General features: G+C 39.0%; 23 protein-coding genes and 3 pseudogenes. 2 read left to right on the top strand and 24 right to left on the bottom strand.

The window, feature by feature from the left end:
* Positions 1-8: 8 nt before the first annotated feature.
* The 3 genes from PYS62_RS03990 to frr are packed head-to-tail and all read right to left on the bottom strand — an operon-like array spanning position 9 to position 2,315.
* Complete coding sequence (locus PYS62_RS03990; protein ID WP_066714282.1) at positions 9-965, bottom strand: phosphatidate cytidylyltransferase; 957 nt, start codon at positions 963-965, stop codon at positions 9-11.
* A 17-nt stretch (positions 966-982) separates the two neighbouring features.
* Positions 983-1,744: a polyprenyl diphosphate synthase gene (uppS, locus tag PYS62_RS03985; RefSeq protein WP_066714283.1), complete on the bottom strand. Its 762-nt coding sequence runs from the start codon at positions 1,742-1,744 to the stop codon at positions 983-985.
* 1 nt (position 1,745) lies between these two features.
* Positions 1,746-2,315 carry a ribosome recycling factor gene (frr, locus tag PYS62_RS03980; protein ID WP_066714285.1) on the bottom strand — a complete coding sequence of 190 codons (570 nt, stop codon included), beginning with the start codon at positions 2,313-2,315 and terminating at the stop codon, positions 1,746-1,748.
* A gap of 206 nt (positions 2,316-2,521) precedes the next feature.
* Between frr and PYS62_RS03975 the strand changes: the two genes are divergently transcribed.
* Entirely contained in the window at positions 2,522-2,647 is a 126-nt protein-coding gene (locus tag PYS62_RS03975; protein ID WP_315572472.1) for a hypothetical protein, read from the top strand.
* Here PYS62_RS03975 and PYS62_RS07495 read toward each other — a convergent pair.
* The 18 genes and pseudogenes from PYS62_RS07495 to PYS62_RS03895 form a co-directional block, all read right to left on the bottom strand.
* On the bottom strand, positions 2,616-3,017 hold the full coding sequence (locus PYS62_RS07495; RefSeq protein WP_156422974.1) for a DUF6198 family protein: 402 nt from the start codon (positions 3,015-3,017) through the stop codon (positions 2,616-2,618). The genes PYS62_RS03975 and PYS62_RS07495 overlap by 32 nt on opposite strands.
* A gap of 167 nt (positions 3,018-3,184) precedes the next feature.
* Positions 3,185-3,889: a UMP kinase gene (gene pyrH / locus PYS62_RS03970; protein WP_066714287.1), complete on the bottom strand. Its 705-nt coding sequence runs from the start codon at positions 3,887-3,889 to the stop codon at positions 3,185-3,187.
* Positions 3,890-3,947: 58 nt separating this feature from the next.
* Positions 3,948-4,598, bottom strand: a complete 651-nt coding sequence (tsf, locus tag PYS62_RS03965) for a translation elongation factor Ts (RefSeq protein ID WP_066714289.1) — start codon at positions 4,596-4,598, stop codon at positions 3,948-3,950.
* A gap of 18 nt (positions 4,599-4,616) precedes the next feature.
* Complete coding sequence (gene rpsB / locus PYS62_RS03960) at positions 4,617-5,408, bottom strand: 30S ribosomal protein S2 (protein WP_066714291.1); 792 nt, start codon at positions 5,406-5,408, stop codon at positions 4,617-4,619.
* 131 nt (positions 5,409-5,539) lie between these two features.
* Positions 5,540-5,857: a sensor histidine kinase gene (locus PYS62_RS03955; RefSeq protein ID WP_066714293.1), complete on the bottom strand. Its 318-nt coding sequence runs from the start codon at positions 5,855-5,857 to the stop codon at positions 5,540-5,542.
* A 27-nt stretch (positions 5,858-5,884) separates the two neighbouring features.
* On the bottom strand, positions 5,885-6,733 hold the full coding sequence (locus tag PYS62_RS03950; protein ID WP_066714295.1) for a histidine kinase dimerization/phospho-acceptor domain-containing protein: 849 nt from the start codon (positions 6,731-6,733) through the stop codon (positions 5,885-5,887).
* A 180-nt stretch (positions 6,734-6,913) separates the two neighbouring features.
* On the bottom strand, positions 6,914-7,375 hold the full coding sequence (locus tag PYS62_RS03945) for a hypothetical protein (RefSeq protein WP_066714297.1): 462 nt from the start codon (positions 7,373-7,375) through the stop codon (positions 6,914-6,916).
* A gap of 333 nt (positions 7,376-7,708) precedes the next feature.
* Positions 7,709-8,827 carry a tyrosine-type recombinase/integrase gene (locus PYS62_RS03940; RefSeq protein ID WP_390086110.1) on the bottom strand — a complete coding sequence of 373 codons (1,119 nt, stop codon included), beginning with the start codon at positions 8,825-8,827 and terminating at the stop codon, positions 7,709-7,711.
* Entirely contained in the window at positions 8,806-8,940 is a 135-nt protein-coding gene (locus PYS62_RS07490) for an integrase DNA-binding domain-containing protein (RefSeq protein WP_390864693.1), read from the bottom strand. Before PYS62_RS07490 ends, PYS62_RS03940 begins: the two co-directional genes overlap by 22 nt.
* 11 nt (positions 8,941-8,951) lie before the next feature.
* Positions 8,952-9,203 carry an excisionase gene (locus PYS62_RS03935; protein ID WP_066714299.1) on the bottom strand — a complete coding sequence of 84 codons (252 nt, stop codon included), beginning with the start codon at positions 9,201-9,203 and terminating at the stop codon, positions 8,952-8,954.
* 14 nt (positions 9,204-9,217) lie between these two features.
* Positions 9,218-9,451, bottom strand: coding sequence for an excisionase (locus PYS62_RS03930; protein WP_066714302.1), 234 nt, complete (start codon positions 9,449-9,451; stop codon positions 9,218-9,220).
* On the bottom strand, positions 9,432-9,665 hold the full coding sequence (locus tag PYS62_RS03925; protein ID WP_066714304.1) for an excisionase: 234 nt from the start codon (positions 9,663-9,665) through the stop codon (positions 9,432-9,434). The genes PYS62_RS03930 and PYS62_RS03925 overlap by 20 nt, the downstream gene beginning before the upstream one ends.
* A gap of 19 nt (positions 9,666-9,684) precedes the next feature.
* Positions 9,685-9,804: pseudogene (locus PYS62_RS03920) on the bottom strand (excisionase); the annotation flags it as partial.
* A gap of 197 nt (positions 9,805-10,001) precedes the next feature.
* Positions 10,002-10,160: pseudogene (locus PYS62_RS03915) on the bottom strand (excisionase); the annotation flags it as partial.
* A 322-nt stretch (positions 10,161-10,482) separates the two neighbouring features.
* Positions 10,483-10,776: a type II toxin-antitoxin system PemK/MazF family toxin gene (locus PYS62_RS03910; protein ID WP_315572480.1), complete on the bottom strand. Its 294-nt coding sequence runs from the start codon at positions 10,774-10,776 to the stop codon at positions 10,483-10,485.
* Between the two features lie 104 nt (positions 10,777-10,880).
* Entirely contained in the window at positions 10,881-11,075 is a 195-nt protein-coding gene (locus PYS62_RS03905; RefSeq protein WP_315572481.1) for a hypothetical protein, read from the bottom strand.
* A 17-nt stretch (positions 11,076-11,092) separates the two neighbouring features.
* Positions 11,093-11,440: pseudogene (locus PYS62_RS03900) on the bottom strand (class B sortase); the annotation flags it as partial.
* Positions 11,441-11,442: 2 nt separating this feature from the next.
* Positions 11,443-11,619 (bottom strand): hypothetical protein, encoded by a 177-nt coding sequence (locus PYS62_RS03895; protein WP_156422975.1) that lies wholly within the window; start codon positions 11,617-11,619, stop codon positions 11,443-11,445.
* 546 nt (positions 11,620-12,165) lie between these two features.
* On the opposite strand from PYS62_RS03895, the gene PYS62_RS03890 reads away from it, so the two are divergent.
* The gene (locus PYS62_RS03890; protein ID WP_066714306.1) at positions 12,166-12,468 is read left to right on the top strand and encodes a helix-turn-helix transcriptional regulator; all 303 of its coding nucleotides are present in this window, start codon (positions 12,166-12,168) and stop codon (positions 12,466-12,468) included.
* 78 nt (positions 12,469-12,546) lie between these two features.
* Here PYS62_RS03890 and PYS62_RS03885 read toward each other — a convergent pair whose 3' ends face one another.
* From PYS62_RS03885 to PYS62_RS03875, 3 genes are read right to left on the bottom strand one after another with little or no spacing between them, the layout of a single operon-like run.
* Positions 12,547-12,735 (bottom strand): cysteine-rich KTR domain-containing protein, encoded by a 189-nt coding sequence (locus tag PYS62_RS03885; protein ID WP_066714491.1) that lies wholly within the window; start codon positions 12,733-12,735, stop codon positions 12,547-12,549.
* 15 nt (positions 12,736-12,750) lie between these two features.
* A complete protein-coding gene (locus PYS62_RS03880) occupies positions 12,751-13,452 on the bottom strand; it encodes a response regulator (protein ID WP_066714308.1) in 702 nt (233 codons plus the stop codon).
* The gene (locus PYS62_RS03875; RefSeq protein WP_066714310.1) at positions 13,445-16,144 is read right to left on the bottom strand and encodes a sensor histidine kinase; all 2,700 of its coding nucleotides are present in this window, start codon (positions 16,142-16,144) and stop codon (positions 13,445-13,447) included. Before PYS62_RS03875 ends, PYS62_RS03880 begins: the two co-directional genes overlap by 8 nt.
* Between the last annotated feature and the right edge of the window lie 28 nt (positions 16,145-16,172).

Genomic DNA, 16,172 nt, shown 5'->3' with positions numbered 1-16,172 from the left:
ACTCACCCTCAGGCAAATTTACTCATGTAATAAACAAATGTTAACAATAACAGACCTGGTAATACGAACATGTATGAATCTATACGATCCAAAACACCACCATGGCCAGGCAAAATCTTACTAAAATCTTTTAGCTTGACCCAACGCTTCAGAGCCGAGGCGAACCAATCACCTAACTGCGCTAAAATGCTTAAAATAAAGGCGGCACAGAAGCCAATGATAAAATTCAGGAAATAAGAACTGAGTTGTGGTACTGAGCCAGTTAAAAACAGTAAAGCATATAGGCTGCCAACTACTGCTGAAGCAAGCAAACCAGAAATAGTTCCCTCAATCGTCTTATTTGGACTGATGTCAGGCACAATTTTGTTCTTGCCAAAATTCTTACCACCATAGTATGCGGCAATATCAGTAGTCGTAACTACTATAACAGCAAACCAAACCCACTTGTAGCCATTTGGGATTGCAAATGATAATAAGGCCAATGAAGCCAATGGTAAGGATAAGTAAAGCGCAGCAAATACCGTCAAACCAGCTTGAGGTAAAACAATTGGACCATAATGCATGAACTGCCAAAGCACTGAGAATAAAGCATAAATAAAGAACGCAAAGGCATATACAGCAAAACCTAAGCCAAATAACCATAAATAATAAGAGCGCCATAGATTATTCTGAACAAGTTCGGCGGAAATTCCGCTAGCTCTTAATGGCAAATTAAACCAATTAACATAATCACTGAATGCTAACCAAACAAATAACGGCAACAAAGCTGTAAATGCACCGATAAAAATACTCGTCAAACTTATTGGTTTTAGGCGTCGGCGTAAAGCATAAAACATCTCTAAGCAAGTTAGAATTGTAACTATTACACCTGCAACTATAATAATCTGGCTAAAAAAGGCAGCCGGCAATAAAAAGAACAAAGCCAGTATCACCAAAACTATTCCTGTTTTAGTACGATCGTTCATATTAACTCCTTTTCAAATCAGCTTTTGGCTAAGCCACCAAATTTACGTGTCCGTTGATTATACGCAACAATTGCTGAAAGTATTTCCTTTTCACCAAACTCAGGCCAAAGACAATCTGTACTGTATAACTCAGCATAAGCTAACTGCCAAAGTAAAAAGTTAGACAAACGTAACTCACCTGCCGTCCTAATCACTAGATCAGGATCAGGCAAGTCACATGTCCAAAGATAGCTAGCAAATTTTGCTTCTAAGTCCTTAGCTTTTAGCTTTAACAAGTCTGGCTGTAATTCACAATCCAAAGCAAATTTACAAGCTGCCTTAGCTATTTCCTGCCTTGCCCCATAATTAAGTGCTATTATCAGCTGCAGCTTATTATTGTCATGTGTCAACTCAGTAGCTCGCTTGACTGTCTTTTGTAAGCTTAAAGGTAACTCGCCTATTTCACCAATAAAACGCAATCTGACGCCAAGCTCACATATTTCATCAATATACTGATCAAAAAATTGTGAGACTAAGGCAAACAATTGGGTAACTTCGCTTAGCGGTCGCTGCCAGTTTTCAGTTGAAAAAGCATAGACAGTTAAATAACTAATCCCCATCGCATCCATGATTCGACAAACATTAGTTAAGTTTAGAGCGCCAGCTTTATGACCAAAAGAACGTGGCTTATTGAGGCGTTCGGCATAACGGCCGTTACCGTCCATAATAATTGCCACGTGCTTAGGTAACTTTAAAATTTTTAAGTCACTTAAAGTTTGATCACTTAATTGGTAAGCCAAATTAAATTTCCATCAATTCTGCAGATTTAACTTTGACGGCTTTATCGACCTGTTCGCTATATTTATTCAAAAGCTTTTGAATATCTTCTTCACAACCAGTATAAACATCTTCACTGATCTGGTTACTCTTGAGGAGCTTCTTCATACTATCCAAGAAATCGCGGCGCACAGTTCTGATATTGATCTTAGCTTCTTCACCATATTTATCTACTTCTTTAGCTAAATCATGGCGTCTCTCCTCAGTCAAAGCTGGAAAAGTCAAGCGAATGCTCTTACCGTCGCTAGAAGGTGTCAAGCCCAAATCGGAATCATAAATTGCCTTCTCAATACTCTTTAAGACATTTGCGTCCCAAGGCGTTATCAACAATTGTCTAGCTTCAGGTACTTGGATATTAGCTAATTGATTAATTGGTGTCATTGATGAATAATAATCAACCAAGACGCGATCTAACAAGCGTGGATTAGCACGTCCAGCTCTGATGTAAGTTAGATTTTCAACCAAATTGTCCAAATACTTTTTCATTTTTTCTTCATAAGGTTCATATGTACTCTTAGTGATTTCAATAGCCATAGTTATTACTCCTTAGCAGACATTTTCTTAATTTTAGCATATTTTTACTCTATTTAACTTGTTTACTGCTATAAAAGCCCTATATTTCTATTTATGGTAACTACAACCGCAAACGATAGTGCAATCTAAGTTGGTGTAAAAAAGTAAGGCCAAGATGACTCTTTCAGTTATAATAAAAATGTAAATAAACAAACAGGAGGATCAAGATGGCTCAAATCAATATTACACTAGAAACGGAATTACTTAAAGCTCTATTCATAGGAAACAATGAAGAAGCAATGAAAAAATTACTAAACAATGTTACGGATGCAGTTCTAAATAGCGAAGCTTAGGAACAAATTGGGGTAGCGTTATACGAAAGAAGAGAAGCAGGTGAAGTATATAAAAATGGCTACAGGACGCACAGCCTAACAAAAAGACTAAAAGCTGCATAAACAAATTATCTACTTTTAGAAAGCTTAATAATTGCGTCGCTATATCAATCATACTAGAAAATAATAAATTAATGGCAAGTTGCAACCATTGTACAGGCAAAAAATCTTTTTGCAATAAAAACCACTGACACAAAATAAAGGCAACATTCAAAATAAAAGTTGTCTGACCAAACGATAGGTTGGAGGCTGTCGATGTCACAAGCGGAACAGAAGAAATTGGTGATGTTCCCAAATCACCTTTTGTAATCAAGACAATACCTAAAGCCAACCAAAAAATGCGTAAACAATTTCTTTTTTCACTTACTCACCCCTTCTATTTATTAATTATAAAACAGCCTAAAAAATCTACTTTACATCACGTTACACATAATAAAAAAGTGCTAACTATAGTTAGCACTTTCACTCCTTAGCATACAAGCATCATTAAATTATCAATCAGCTATGAACTAAAGTACCACCATCCGTGCTCTCCAAAGCCTTGAGAAGATTTTCTGGATTACGGACATCGAAAACAAAAATATCTGTCTTATTATCACGACACAAGGCTGCTGCTGTTGCATCCATGACTTTTAAGTTCTTACTCAAAACATCATCATGTGAAATAAAATCATAACGCTTAGCATCACTAAACTTATGCGGATCTCTATCATAAACACCATCAATATTTGTGGCTTTTAAGAATAAATCAGCCTTAATTTCAGCAGATCTTAATGCTGCTGTCGTATCAGTTGAAAGATAAGGATTACCTAAGCCACAAGCAAAAATGATAACGCGCCCTTTTTCTAAATGCCTCAAAGCACGTTTACGAATGTACAATTCAGCAATCTGTCGCATCTCAATTGAGCTCATTACACGTACTTCCAAGCCAACTTGCTCCAAAGAATCTGACAAAGCCAGGGCATTCATGCAAGTTGCTAGCATACCGATTTGGTCAGCCGTTACACGGTCCATGTTCTGACTAGAACGTCCACGCCAAAAATTGCCACCACCAACTACAATTGCCAATTGCACACCTTTATCATGCACTTGTTTGATTACATTGGCTACACGCGCTAAAGTTGCTTCATCAATACCGCCACCAACACGGTCACCTGCAAGGCATTCACCTGACAACTTCAATAAGACACGCTTATATAACATAATTACCTCCGAAAAAAGGGTATAAAAAAGCGGCAACCGAAGTTGCCGCCAAACATCATTACTTAATTTGTTTCATAACTTCTTCAGCGAAGTTTTCTTCTTTTTTCTCTATACCTTCACCTAATTCATAACGGATGAAGCGACGAACAACAACGTTCTCACCGATCTTAGCGATCAATTCACGACGAACTTGATCACATGTCTTGCTATCATCACGAATGAAAGCTTGATTCATCAAGCATACCTCAGCATAGAACTTCTCAAGTCTACCTGGAACGATACGCTCATCAACGACCTTAGCTGGCTTACCTTCATTCAAAGCTTGATTACGGACAACTTCCTTCTCATGCTCCAAAACATCAGCTGGAATTTCTTCCGGTGTAACATACTTAGGATTCATAGCAGCAACTTGCATAGCCATCATACGAGCAAACTCTTGGAAGTCCTCGTTCTTAGCAGCAAAGTCAGTCTCAATGTTGACTTCAATCAAGACACCGATTCTGCCATTGCCGTGAATGTAAGATGTTACAACACCTTCTGCAGCAACACGGGAAGCCTTCTTATCAGCCTTACCCATGCCTTGCTCACGCAACCAGTCCATAGCTTTATTAATATCGCCATCATTGACTTGCAAAGCCTTCTTGCAGTCCATCATGCCTGAACCGCTCATCTCACGCAATTGTTTAACTAATGCAGCTGTAATAACCATTACACTAATTCCTTTCGCTTAAGCTTCTTCTGTTTCTTTTGCTTCTTCTACAGGCTCCTCAACAGTTTCTGTTGCTTCCTCTGTAGCTTCAGTTTCAGTAGACTGTGTCATAATCGCCAATGCATCTTCGCCTTGACGGCCTTCGATAACAGCGTTAGAAATTGTTTCAGCAATTAACTTAACGGCACGAATAGCATCATCGTTACCTGGAATAACATATGTAGCATCATCAGGATCGCAGTTAGTATCAACAATTGCTACAACTGGGATACCCAAACGCTTTGCTTCAGATACAGCAATGTGTTCCTTGCGTGGATCAACAACGAACAAGCAGGAAGGTAATTCCTTCATGTTACGGATACCACCCAAGTTCTTCTCAAGTTTCTCTTTTTCCAAGCGAAGTTTAGCAACTTCCTTCTTTGTCAATAAAGCAAATTGACCGTCTTCTTCCATCTTGCCCAATTGAGCTAAACGTTGAACACGCTTTCTGATTGTTGTGAAGTTTGTCAATGTACCACCTAACCAACGATTGTTGATGTAGTACATACCACAACGCTCTGCTTCTTCCTTAATGGAATCTTGAGCTTGCTTCTTAGTACCAACGAACAAAATTGTACCGTCATTCTGTGCCAAGTCACGAACGAAATCATATGCTGTCTCAATTAACTTAACTGTCTTCTGTAAGTCGATGATATAGATACCATTACGTTCTGTGAAAATGTAAGGAGCCATCTTAGGGTTCCATCTACGTGTTTGGTGACCAAAATGGACACCTGCTTCTAAAAGCTGTTTCATTGAAATTACGGCCATAAATTCCTCCTGTTTTAACTTCCACAAACTAAATTTAATCAACAGAAGATAGTTTGTGTGATTTTTAGCCAATAGAATGATAACTGACTTAACACAACATGTCAAACAGTCCTTGAAGCCTTGTTGCAGAATCAAAAAATAATTGTAAAGCTTGAACCGACACCTGGAACACTGTTAAGTATAATTTGTGCAGAGTGCAATTCAACAATATGCTTGACGATTACCAAGCCTAAAACAGTACCGCCAGTTGCTTTAGAGCGACTTTTATCGACACGATAAAAACGTTGAAAAATTTTGGCTTGTTCCGTTTCTGGAATCCCTATGCCGTTATCCTCTACTAGCAGCCTAACATGATTGTTATCAGTACTTACTTTTACTAAAGCTTTACCACCCGGTGAATTATATCTGATGGCATTAGCAACTAAATTATCTACAAGCTCTTTCAGCATTTCTTGATTACCATGTACAATACATTTTTAAGCTTGCAGAATTAGCTTAACTTGGCGTTGATCAGCATTAACTTTCAAGCTCGTAAGACACTCTTTAACTATTTCAGCCAAATCCACACTACTAAATAATGGTTCTCGTTCGCTTCGATCTATTTCAGCTAAACGAATAATGTCATTGAATAGCCTAATCAAGCGAGCTGCACATTTTTGAATTTCTTGATAAAAATGCATTTTTTGTTCTTTATCTACCATATCTGCAGCTAATAATTCAGCATACCCAGAAATAGCTGTAAGTGGAATCTTTAATTCGTGAGAAACATTGGCTGTGAAATCTTGTCTTTCTTTGGCCGCTCTAATATGCTGCGTTCTTATTATGTGGCTGAAGGGAGCTAACTCTTTGTATGTTGCTTGAAAATCTTTATTGGCAATGTTACGTGCCATTTGTTCAATCGGTTTAATTAGCTGACTTGTCAACATATGTGACAAAGCAATACATGCCAATATGATTAAGAGCAAAACAAGTGTAATAATAGGTGTTGCTGATAATATAATCGAACCTAGGCTCTTAGCTTCAGTAGCTAAGCGTAAAATTGTTCCATTATCTAAGCATACAGCATAGTAAAAAGTATCTTCATTTAATGTGCTGGAATAACGAACAGCTTGGCCTTCTCCTGATTTTAGGGCGGTTATAATCTCTTCACGCTCAGAGTGATTACTAAGTTGAGCTACCAGAAAGTCATTATCAAATATAACTGTGCCAGATGGATCTATCCATGTTATACGTAAAGATTTACACAAATGTTTAAGTTGACTACACTGTTCAACTTGATTGTTATTTGTAAATAAGTTAGTACTCTTTAATAAATGAAAAGCCACGTTTAATGCATCAACTCACCTCCTAACTGCAATTTAACAATACTGTGTAAAATATGAGCAGTTAATAAGGTAAAAATGAATTAAAATGCTGCTTATTTTAATTTATAAAAACGTATATGAACAGAAAAGAGACAATCCTATGATTGCCTCTCTCCATATTTAACAATATATTTGTCCGAACTAGCAAAGCTTAGCACCTGCCGGGATATGATTATCTAGCATTAGTAAATTAAGTTTCTCTTCGCCATCTTCCATATGTACAGCTGATAGCAGCATACCACATGACTCAATGCCCATCATTGCTCGTGGTGGCAAATTTACAATTGCTAAAAGCGTTTTACCAAGTAATTCTTCTGGTTCATAAAATGCATGGATACCACTTAGAATAATTCTATCTTTTCCAGAACCATCGTCTAATGTGAATTGTAATAACTTTTTGGATTTTGGCACAGCCTCACAAGCTTTAACTTTAACAGCCCTAAAATCACAAGCTGCAAATTGCTCAAAGGCAACTGATTCTTGCAAAAAGTCTTCGATCTTGACTTTGGAAAAATCAATTTTCTCATTAGGCGTAAAGAAATAGTTAGCTACTTCTTCAGCAACATTTTCATCACTTCCTACACTCTTGCCTATTGGCTTCATTGTTGGGACGAAATCGTCCAAATTAACATTAAAACCATCTTGCCAATTTCGCTACTTGTAAATGGGCATATACAAGGCATTTTTACACCATTTCTATCAGTTTCATTAAACTAAAAATAAGATTTGGTGTAAAAAATGGTGTAATTGGTGTATGGCTATATTAAATTACTCAAGCTCTTATTATGTATAATTGGAATAATTTTATTTGTTTTTCCGAACTTCGATAATCGCTTCATCTTATTTTTTCTGTTCTACCATTTTCATCACATAAAGTAAAGAGAGCAGACACCGGCATTGCAGCCGACATAAGCTCTCTTTTCATTTTTCCAGTATTTATTGATTGAACTGCTGTTCAAGTCCCTCAAACTCTGACTTTCTTAATTCCTTTGTTACATCTGTGTAGATGTTCAATGTTGTGGATACATCTTTGTGTCCGAGTGCGTCCTGTATGACTTTCACATTCACTCCTGCTTCACACATTCTCGTGGTAAATGTATGTCTAAGAGAATGGCAGCTAAAGTGCGGAATTAAAACCTCCGGATTATCACTTTCTAAAAACTGCTTATCATTACAATTTCGTATAATGCGACGAATTGCTTTATTGAGGGTTGCTTGATGTTGCGGCTGACCAAAACGATTTACAAAAATAAAATCCGTATATCCGTCAACCGTGGCTTTACAATGCAGTCCGAGAAGTTCCTGCCTTTCTTTTTCCATCAAAAACGCTTCTTTAACAAATTCAAGCATTGGGACTTGTCGCATACCTGCCGGTGTCTTGGTTGTATTCACATTGAAATAGCAACCTCTCTTGCTTCTTTCGGTTCTGTGGTCATAGTAAACAAGCGTATGATTCACATCTATAATTCCTTCCTCTAAATCTATGTCACACCACCTAAGTCCGGTCAATTCGCCGACACGTAATCCTGTTCCTACCATAACCGCAAATATCGGATACCAATACTGTGCTTCCGGTGTATTCTTCAGATAATCAAGAAAAAGTTCCTGCTCCGGTTTAGTTAATGCCCTGCGTTTTTCATTCCTAAAGCAATGCGATTTTTTCAATTCACGCAAAACATTGTCGGTTGGATTGCTTCTGATATAATCATCATCTACTGCCATTTCAAAAACCTGATGTAGAACGGTATGTATACTGTCAATTGTTGCAGCTTTCAAATGTCTGTCATCAACAAGGCTATTATAATATCTCTTGATGTCACTCTTTTTTAAGGACATTATAAATTGAGAGCCAATCTGGTTACGCACGAATGTCTCGTACATATATTTGTAATTCTCAAAGGTATTGTTTTTTATTCCACGCTTCAAATCTCTCCAAAGCTCATACATATCATTAAGTGTTGTGTATCGTGCTTCTGCCTTAATACCGCCTTTTTTGTCCTTGTCGATTTCTTCTTCCTTATATCTCAAATCGTCTAAGTTTTTGCGTAAATGCACTGTCTTTTTCGGTTCACATCCGTCCAACGATATTGATATGTACCATCTGAACGTTGAGATTCTCCTTTGCGGAGAACCTTTCTAGATTTGTCTTTTCTTTTTGTATTTGCCATCATTCTACCTCCTAAAGTTCTGTGGTTACATCAATAAATTTTTCTAATTTCTCTCGTATAATTAAAAACTGGTCGCTTCTTGCAATTCTGAAACTGCTATCCTTTTCTTTCAAAAGTGCTTTCAGTCTTCTTTCTCCGATACCGGTATATGCCGCCGCTTCCTCAACAGTAAGACATTTCTTTTCCCAAATTGGTATTTCCTCCGGCGGTTGCAATAACTGTTGTTGATAATCATAAAGTTCAGTACCATCTATCTTGTACATCTTCATTCCTCCCATCAAATAGAACTCATTTGTTCCAAAAATTCTTCAAAGCGTTTGCGTTTAATCAGCGTTCTTTTTCCTATTTTTATTGTGAAGTGTTTTGCTTCCGGCAGTTTGATAAGTCCTCGTATTGTTTCTCTGCCGATACTTGTGTACGCATACATCTCATCAACCGAGAGTGCTACCTTGTGCCATACTGGAACGCTCTCACTCTTAGTGATAAACCACTCAATATTCAGACTGCTCATCTTTTGCTCCTCCCTTGAATTTTGATGTCCGAATGAACTCATCGAACGCTTTTCTCTTTATAAATCTGTGATAACCCATCCACAAAACAAATGGACACGCATACGGATTTGTTATTTCTTTCAGTTTTTCCTCGCTGATTCCTGTATAGAGTGACGCTTCTCTTAAAGTCAGTATCGGCTTATGCTCTAATGGCATTCCTTTGTTGCTTATCATTTATTCTCCTTTCCGCTTCCTATATGGAATACTGTCTTTCCAGATATTTTTCAAACGATTTTCTCTTGATAACTCTACGACTTCCAACCCATATGACAAACGGACATTTTTCATCACTTGTCATTTCGTAAATTTTATTTGCACTGAGTCCTGTTTACATCGCAGCTTCCGCAACAGACATTATAGGTTTGTTCCATAATGGAATATCGTATGCTATGATTTCATCTCTTTTTCGGGAGATATACTGATACCTCCTTGCGTTGATGGCATCAGTATATTCATTTTTCTGCGATAAGCCCATTATGCAATCGGACTCATCGCAGATTTGACTTTTTACTATATTGAATACTGCCTTTCGAGGTATTCCTCAAAGGATTTTCTCTTGATTACCCTGCGACTTCCTATCCATATCACAAAAGGGCAGTCCTCCGATTCTGACATCTCATATATCTTATTGGCACTTATCCCTGTGTAAATTGAAGTTTCCGTTACCGATAAAACAGGTTTTAACTAAAGCGGGATGTCATAACTTACAATTTCATATCTTTTCTTAGACATTCTGACACCCCTTTTCTCTTGCGTTGTGCTCTCTTTCAGCAATCACATAATCCCAACCGGATTGATTGCATTTATCACAATGGTCTTTGACCTTAGCAAACGTGTCAAGCCGACGCACGATACAATTAGGATTGTGAATATAATCTTTCAGGCACTTTGAGCAAAGGCAACGGATATTTTCTTTCTTTTCTTCCTTATAAATCCAAAGTCCGAAAGTCTTTTTAAGCGTTATATTTATCCGCCTTAAAAGCTGCTCATCTTAAATCGTTCCGATGTAATCTCTGAGTTCATCTTTGTTTACTGTCTGAAGTTGCTCCAGTAGAACCATTGACGGCTTCTTGAGTCCAAGCTCCTGACCGAGCAGGATATGTGACGGCAGGTATCTTTTCTTGATAACGCCTGTTACAGCAGCCACAATAATTTTTGGTGCGTTTCTGTTATAATCATCTGCCTGAATTACAAGTACCGGTCGTGTTCCGCTTTGTACCGAACCTGTTCGTGTTCCAAAGTCGTAGTAGAATAAATCTCCACGGCAAATTATTTTTTCTTTCATATGTAAAACCTCACATTTCTAAACATTTTGAAGTGTCATTCGTATCCGGAATGAAATAACCCCTTCACTCATTGCACAAAAGGGTTCATTTTGGACACCCAAAATCAGAGGTTCTCGTAAAATTTCTTAAAATTTCTCTTTGCTGCTTCAATAGATTTGCTGACAGAACTGTGATAAGTACCTTCTTCTACGGCTATTTCACGACAGCTCTTTCCCTCAATGACAAACTTATACAATCTTCGTTCCTGAGCTGGTTTCATCATTGAAAGCACTATTCTAACTTTCTCAATTTCACGCATGTCTGCCTTATCCCTCCTTACTCAGCCACTTTCTTTGCCACGACGACCATTCTTCCGTTGTTACGGGAATATTCGCAGGTAGAAAGCGTAATCAATTTATCGCCGTTTTCTGCGGTTATTCCCGTATCATACAAAGCAAGTTCCTTGCACTTGGCGATATACGCATTGAAATCATCTTCTGTATCTGCATTGACAAAATCATAATATCTGAAGCTGTTCGGACTGTCTGTATATACTTCTGTCTTAAAAGCAGCCACTACTTCGTATTTACCTTTCTCGGTCAGCGTATCAAACTGAATGATTTTATGCTTTTCCCAAAAAGATTTATCGGCATACTTCATCAATCCGGCGAACATCAAATTGTCGTTCATATGTAATCCTGAACAATAGGCTTGTACTTTTTAAGTATTTCCTCTTTGGATAGTTCCGAGATAATCGCCCATTGTTCTTTTCCGCTATACCCTTCATACTCGTATTTCAAATTGATAACCTTGCACTCGCTCTGAAACTCCTCTTTTAGAACATCTAATTGACTTTTTGCCATTTACTTTACCTCCAGTCTGAATTTTCAAAAAATGTAAAAATTCAGACTGGAAGGCGGTGAACGACAGCCGACACTATTAAAGTTTATAATCCCGGTAAACGCAAAAACGCACCTACATAGCGACAAATTTCGCCGTGCAAGTGCGTTTATTTCATTATATCTATGGCATATCAGTTCAGTATGTGAGCCGCAATGCCCCTTTGTAGGGCAAGTGCTTTTTTTGATGGAACACCTCTGATAATACCTATGTCATAGACTCATATTCGCTGCTCATCACAAGCAGCGGAACGCCGAGAGAAGTCCAGTGCATAAAAAATCCCTCCAATCCAAAAACTCGGATTGAAGGGTATAGGCGTGTTGAATCGCCCCGTCAAAACCTCATTTTTTCATTTGGTGGGGTTGATACCTCTTATTTAGTTCATATATTTGCGAACTGTCAGTCTATTTATAATTGAATTGTCGTGCCATTATAAAGATGGCATAAATCCGTATAATTATAGACGGAGGTGAACTGCAAGTGCATAGCAACCTGAAACGCTTGGCTGTATCATTAAGTCTGCTCGTGAGAACGCCAGAATTACCATAGAAGCGTTAGCAAACAAAGTGGATATTACCGAGCGATACCTATACAGGATTGAGAACGAGGGAAAGAAATCAAGTTTTGATGTCCTACATAAGCTCGTCCGGGAGTTGAATATTTCTGCGGATTCGATTTTCTACCCCGAAAAGCCGTCCAAAGATTCCGAGGTAGAAAATCTCCTCCGTATGCTTTCAGCTTGCGATGAACGGTCATTGGAAGTCGTCAAAGCAACAGCGAAAGCCTTGATTGATACCACACCCGAAAAGTAGCCGCAAGGCTGCTTTTTCCTCTTTATAAAGAACAGAGCCGATGATCTGTGATTACTCACAAATTCATCGGCTCTGCGTCTATGCGTCCGGCTCTTTGATGACAGTTATTTGTAATTCTTTCGCTTCGATCAATGTTTCCCTCTTACATTTTGGACAGTAGAGAGGAGAGTTCTTTAATTCCGTATCTTCCCGTATTTGTAACCTTGTTTTGTTTCCACAGGCAGGACAATATATCCATTCCGTGTGTTCTTCTATATTGTTTTTCATATCCATAGCTATATATCATTCCACTTTCATCATTCTGTATCCGACACCGATATGCGTTTGGATGTATTGCGGAGAATCTGCGTCCTTCTCCAGCTTTTTACGAAGCGTAGCCATAAACACTCGCAGAGAAGCAATATCGTTATCCCAACTACTCCCCCAAATGCTTTGCGTGATAAAAGTATGCGTTAAGACTTTGCCGACATTTTTTGAAAGCAAACAAAGCAATTTATACTCAATCGGCGTCAAATGCAGTTCTTCCTCATTCAAATAGGCACAGCCGGCGGCAAAATCAACACGGAGTTGTCCGTTGGTAAAAACGGCAGATTCGGCAGGAGATTCCTTTTGAATCATCGTAAGTCGCCTTTGCGTAACCCGAAGCCTTGCAAGCAATTCCTCCACCGAAAACGGTTTTGTCAAATAATCGTCTGCTCCTGCATCCAAAGCGTCAATTTTATCGGTATCTTCACTGCGGGCGCTGATAACGATAATCGGCATATTCGACCAAGTACGGATTTTTTCTATGACCTCAACGCCGTCTATATCCGGCAACCCCAAATCCAGCAAAACAATATCAGGATTGTGAGACGAAGCCTCCAAAATTGCTGTTTGACCGTTTAGCGCTGTAAGATAGCGATAGTCGTGCGCCTTTAATGTAGTCGTAATTAGATTTCTTACAGAGGTATCATCCTCTACAACTAATATAAGTAATTTATTCATAAACCTTGACCTCTCCTAAGGGTAATGTAAATGTAAATACTGTTCCGTGCGGCTGATTGTCGGAAACTGTAATTTCTCCACCGTGAGCGTTAATGATGGATTTGCATAGCGACAACCCAAGTCCCAAGCTGCGGCGGCTGTCTGCAATTTTGTTTGCACCGCTGTAAAACATATCAAACACTCGTGGCTTTATTTCATCCGGTATTCCTTCACCGTCATCAGCTACGGAAACAACTGCCATATCTCCGTGCTTCGCTGTCCTGATCTCAATATGAGAATTTTGAGGTGTATATTTTATGGCGTTGTCCACAAGATTGATAATTACTTGAACGATGAGTTTAGCGTCCATTTTTGCAAGAAGAAGCTCGTCCTCATTTTCAACGGTAATATGATGTTCCACGCTTTTGCGGTTAATATGATGAAGAGCTTCTGTAATCACATCATCTATCAGATTTTGGGAGATATTCAGGTTCAGTCTGCCTTCCTCAATTCGGGTAACGGCAAGCAAGTTTTCCACAAGACCGATTAGCCACATTGAATCGTCATAAATATCGGTATAAAGCTGCTTTTTCGTATCCATATCAAAGGACTCGCCGTTAGACAAAAGATTGCTCGCATTGCCGGAGATAGATGTCAGGGGCGTTCTCAAATCGTGTGAAATTGCCCGAAGCAGATTTGCCCGAAGCTGTTCGTTTTTCGCAAGAACCGCCGCTTCCTCTTTCTCACGGGCATTCTTTTCGTTTTCTAAAGCCAGCGCACATTCACCGAGGATGGATTGCAAAATGCTGTTTTCAAACGGATCGAGAGGCTTCTCTCCCATAACAATTCCAACAACACCATATACTGTGCTGTTGACACGAACAGCAAAATACAGACATTTTGCGCTGGACAGCGTTTCGGTTGTTGCCCCGGCACGCTTATTATTTTTGAATACCCAACCTGCAACTGCTTTTTCATTATCAGAAGTACACATTTCTAAACTTTCATTGGTTGCTGAAAAAATATGAGGTTCTTCCAATTTTTCCTTATCAGCCACATAGAAAACAATATCCTTTCCCAACAGTTTTAGCAACTGGTTAGAGATTACGGATACAATTTCATTTCTATCCTTTGATTGCTGCAATAACTGGTTGGTATCAAATAATACTTTTGTACGGTAAGCTGCTCTTGCCGCCTGCTTCGCCTGATTTTTGAGCCGTATAGCAAGGGAGCCTGTCAAAAAAGCTGCCAAAAACATAATCAAAAAGGTTATCGGATAGCCTTGGTCATATGCCTGCAATGTAAATTTCGGCTCGGTAAACAGAAAGTTAAAAACAAAAACACTGACAATAGAAGAAATCAGGCTGTATATTTGGTGCTTTGTTATAACAGATGTTACCAGTACGCCAAGAACAAAGACAGTTATAATATTGGCTTCGGCAAATCCAAGATTTTCAAAAATCGTTCCGATTAAGCTGGAAGCAAGCAGGATCACAATGCACTTTAATATATCCGCAGCAGAAAAAATGATGTGATTTCTTTTCTTTGCTTTTCTCAACTGATAAACAGCCTCATTGGAAACAGTATCGGGAATAATATGTATATCCAAATTAGGAGCGCTCGCAATCAACTTTTCTGTCAAAGTCGGTTTGCTGAACAGATGGCGTTTTACCCCGGAGCTTCGCCCAATCACAACTTTGGAAACACCGGAAAGCCTTGCAAATTCTGCAATCTGAAAAGAAACATCTTCACCGTAAACTGTCTCAATTTTTGCGCCAAGCTGTTCGGCAAGACGCATATTGGAGCGCAGGCGTTTCGCATTTTCCTCACTCATTACCGAAAAATCCGGAGTTTCCACAAACAACGCTGTGAAAGCTCCCTTGAAGGCAGTAGCCATTCTTGCGGCAGTACGAATGATTTTCGCATTAGAGGGAGACGAAGAAAGACAAACAAGGATATGCTCGTCTGTATGATAATTGCCGTGACTTTTCAATCGGGCGTACTCCGTCAGGATATTTACCCGATCTGCACATCGGCGCAACGCAATTTCTCGAAGCGCCGTCAGGTTTTCTACGGTAAAAAAATTCTCTACGGCTTGTTTGGCTTGTGCTTCCTTATAGACATTTCCGGCATTAAGTCGGTCAATTAGTTCCTGCGGTTCAATATCCACCAATTCAACCTGATCCGCATTGTCAAACAGCGAATCTGGAATGCGTTCCCGCACAAAAACTTCTGTAATGGATGCAACTACATCGCAGAGACTTTCAATATGCTGAACATTAACGGTTGTATAAACATCTATTCCCGCATTCAAAAGTTCCTTTATATCCTGATAGCGCTTTGTGTGGCGGCACCCTTGTGCATTTGTATGAGCAAGCTCGTCCACAAGCATAAGCTGCGGTTTTCTTTTCAGTGCCGTATCAATATCAAATTCGTGCAGCGTGATTCCGTTATATTCTACTTCTTTAGTAGGAAGAATCTCCAAGCCGTTCAAAAGGGCTGCCGTTTCAGGACGTGCGTGCGGTTCGATATAACCAGCCACCACATCTACACCCTGATTTTTTGCTATATGAGCCGCTTTGAGCATTGCATAGGTTTTCCCTACACCTGCTGCATATCCAAAAAAGATTTTCAAATGCCCTTTGGTTTGATTTTCTTCTTCATCTCGGATTACCTTTAACAGCTCATCCGAATTTAGTCTGGATGAGCTCATACGCTCACCTCCTGTATAGCAGCTATTA

This window comes from Amygdalobacter nucleatus (assembly GCF_029167365.1).
GTDB lineage: Bacteria > Bacillota > Clostridia > Saccharofermentanales > Fastidiosipilaceae > Amygdalobacter > Amygdalobacter nucleatus.
This window is presented reverse-complemented; position numbering and strand designations above follow the sequence as displayed.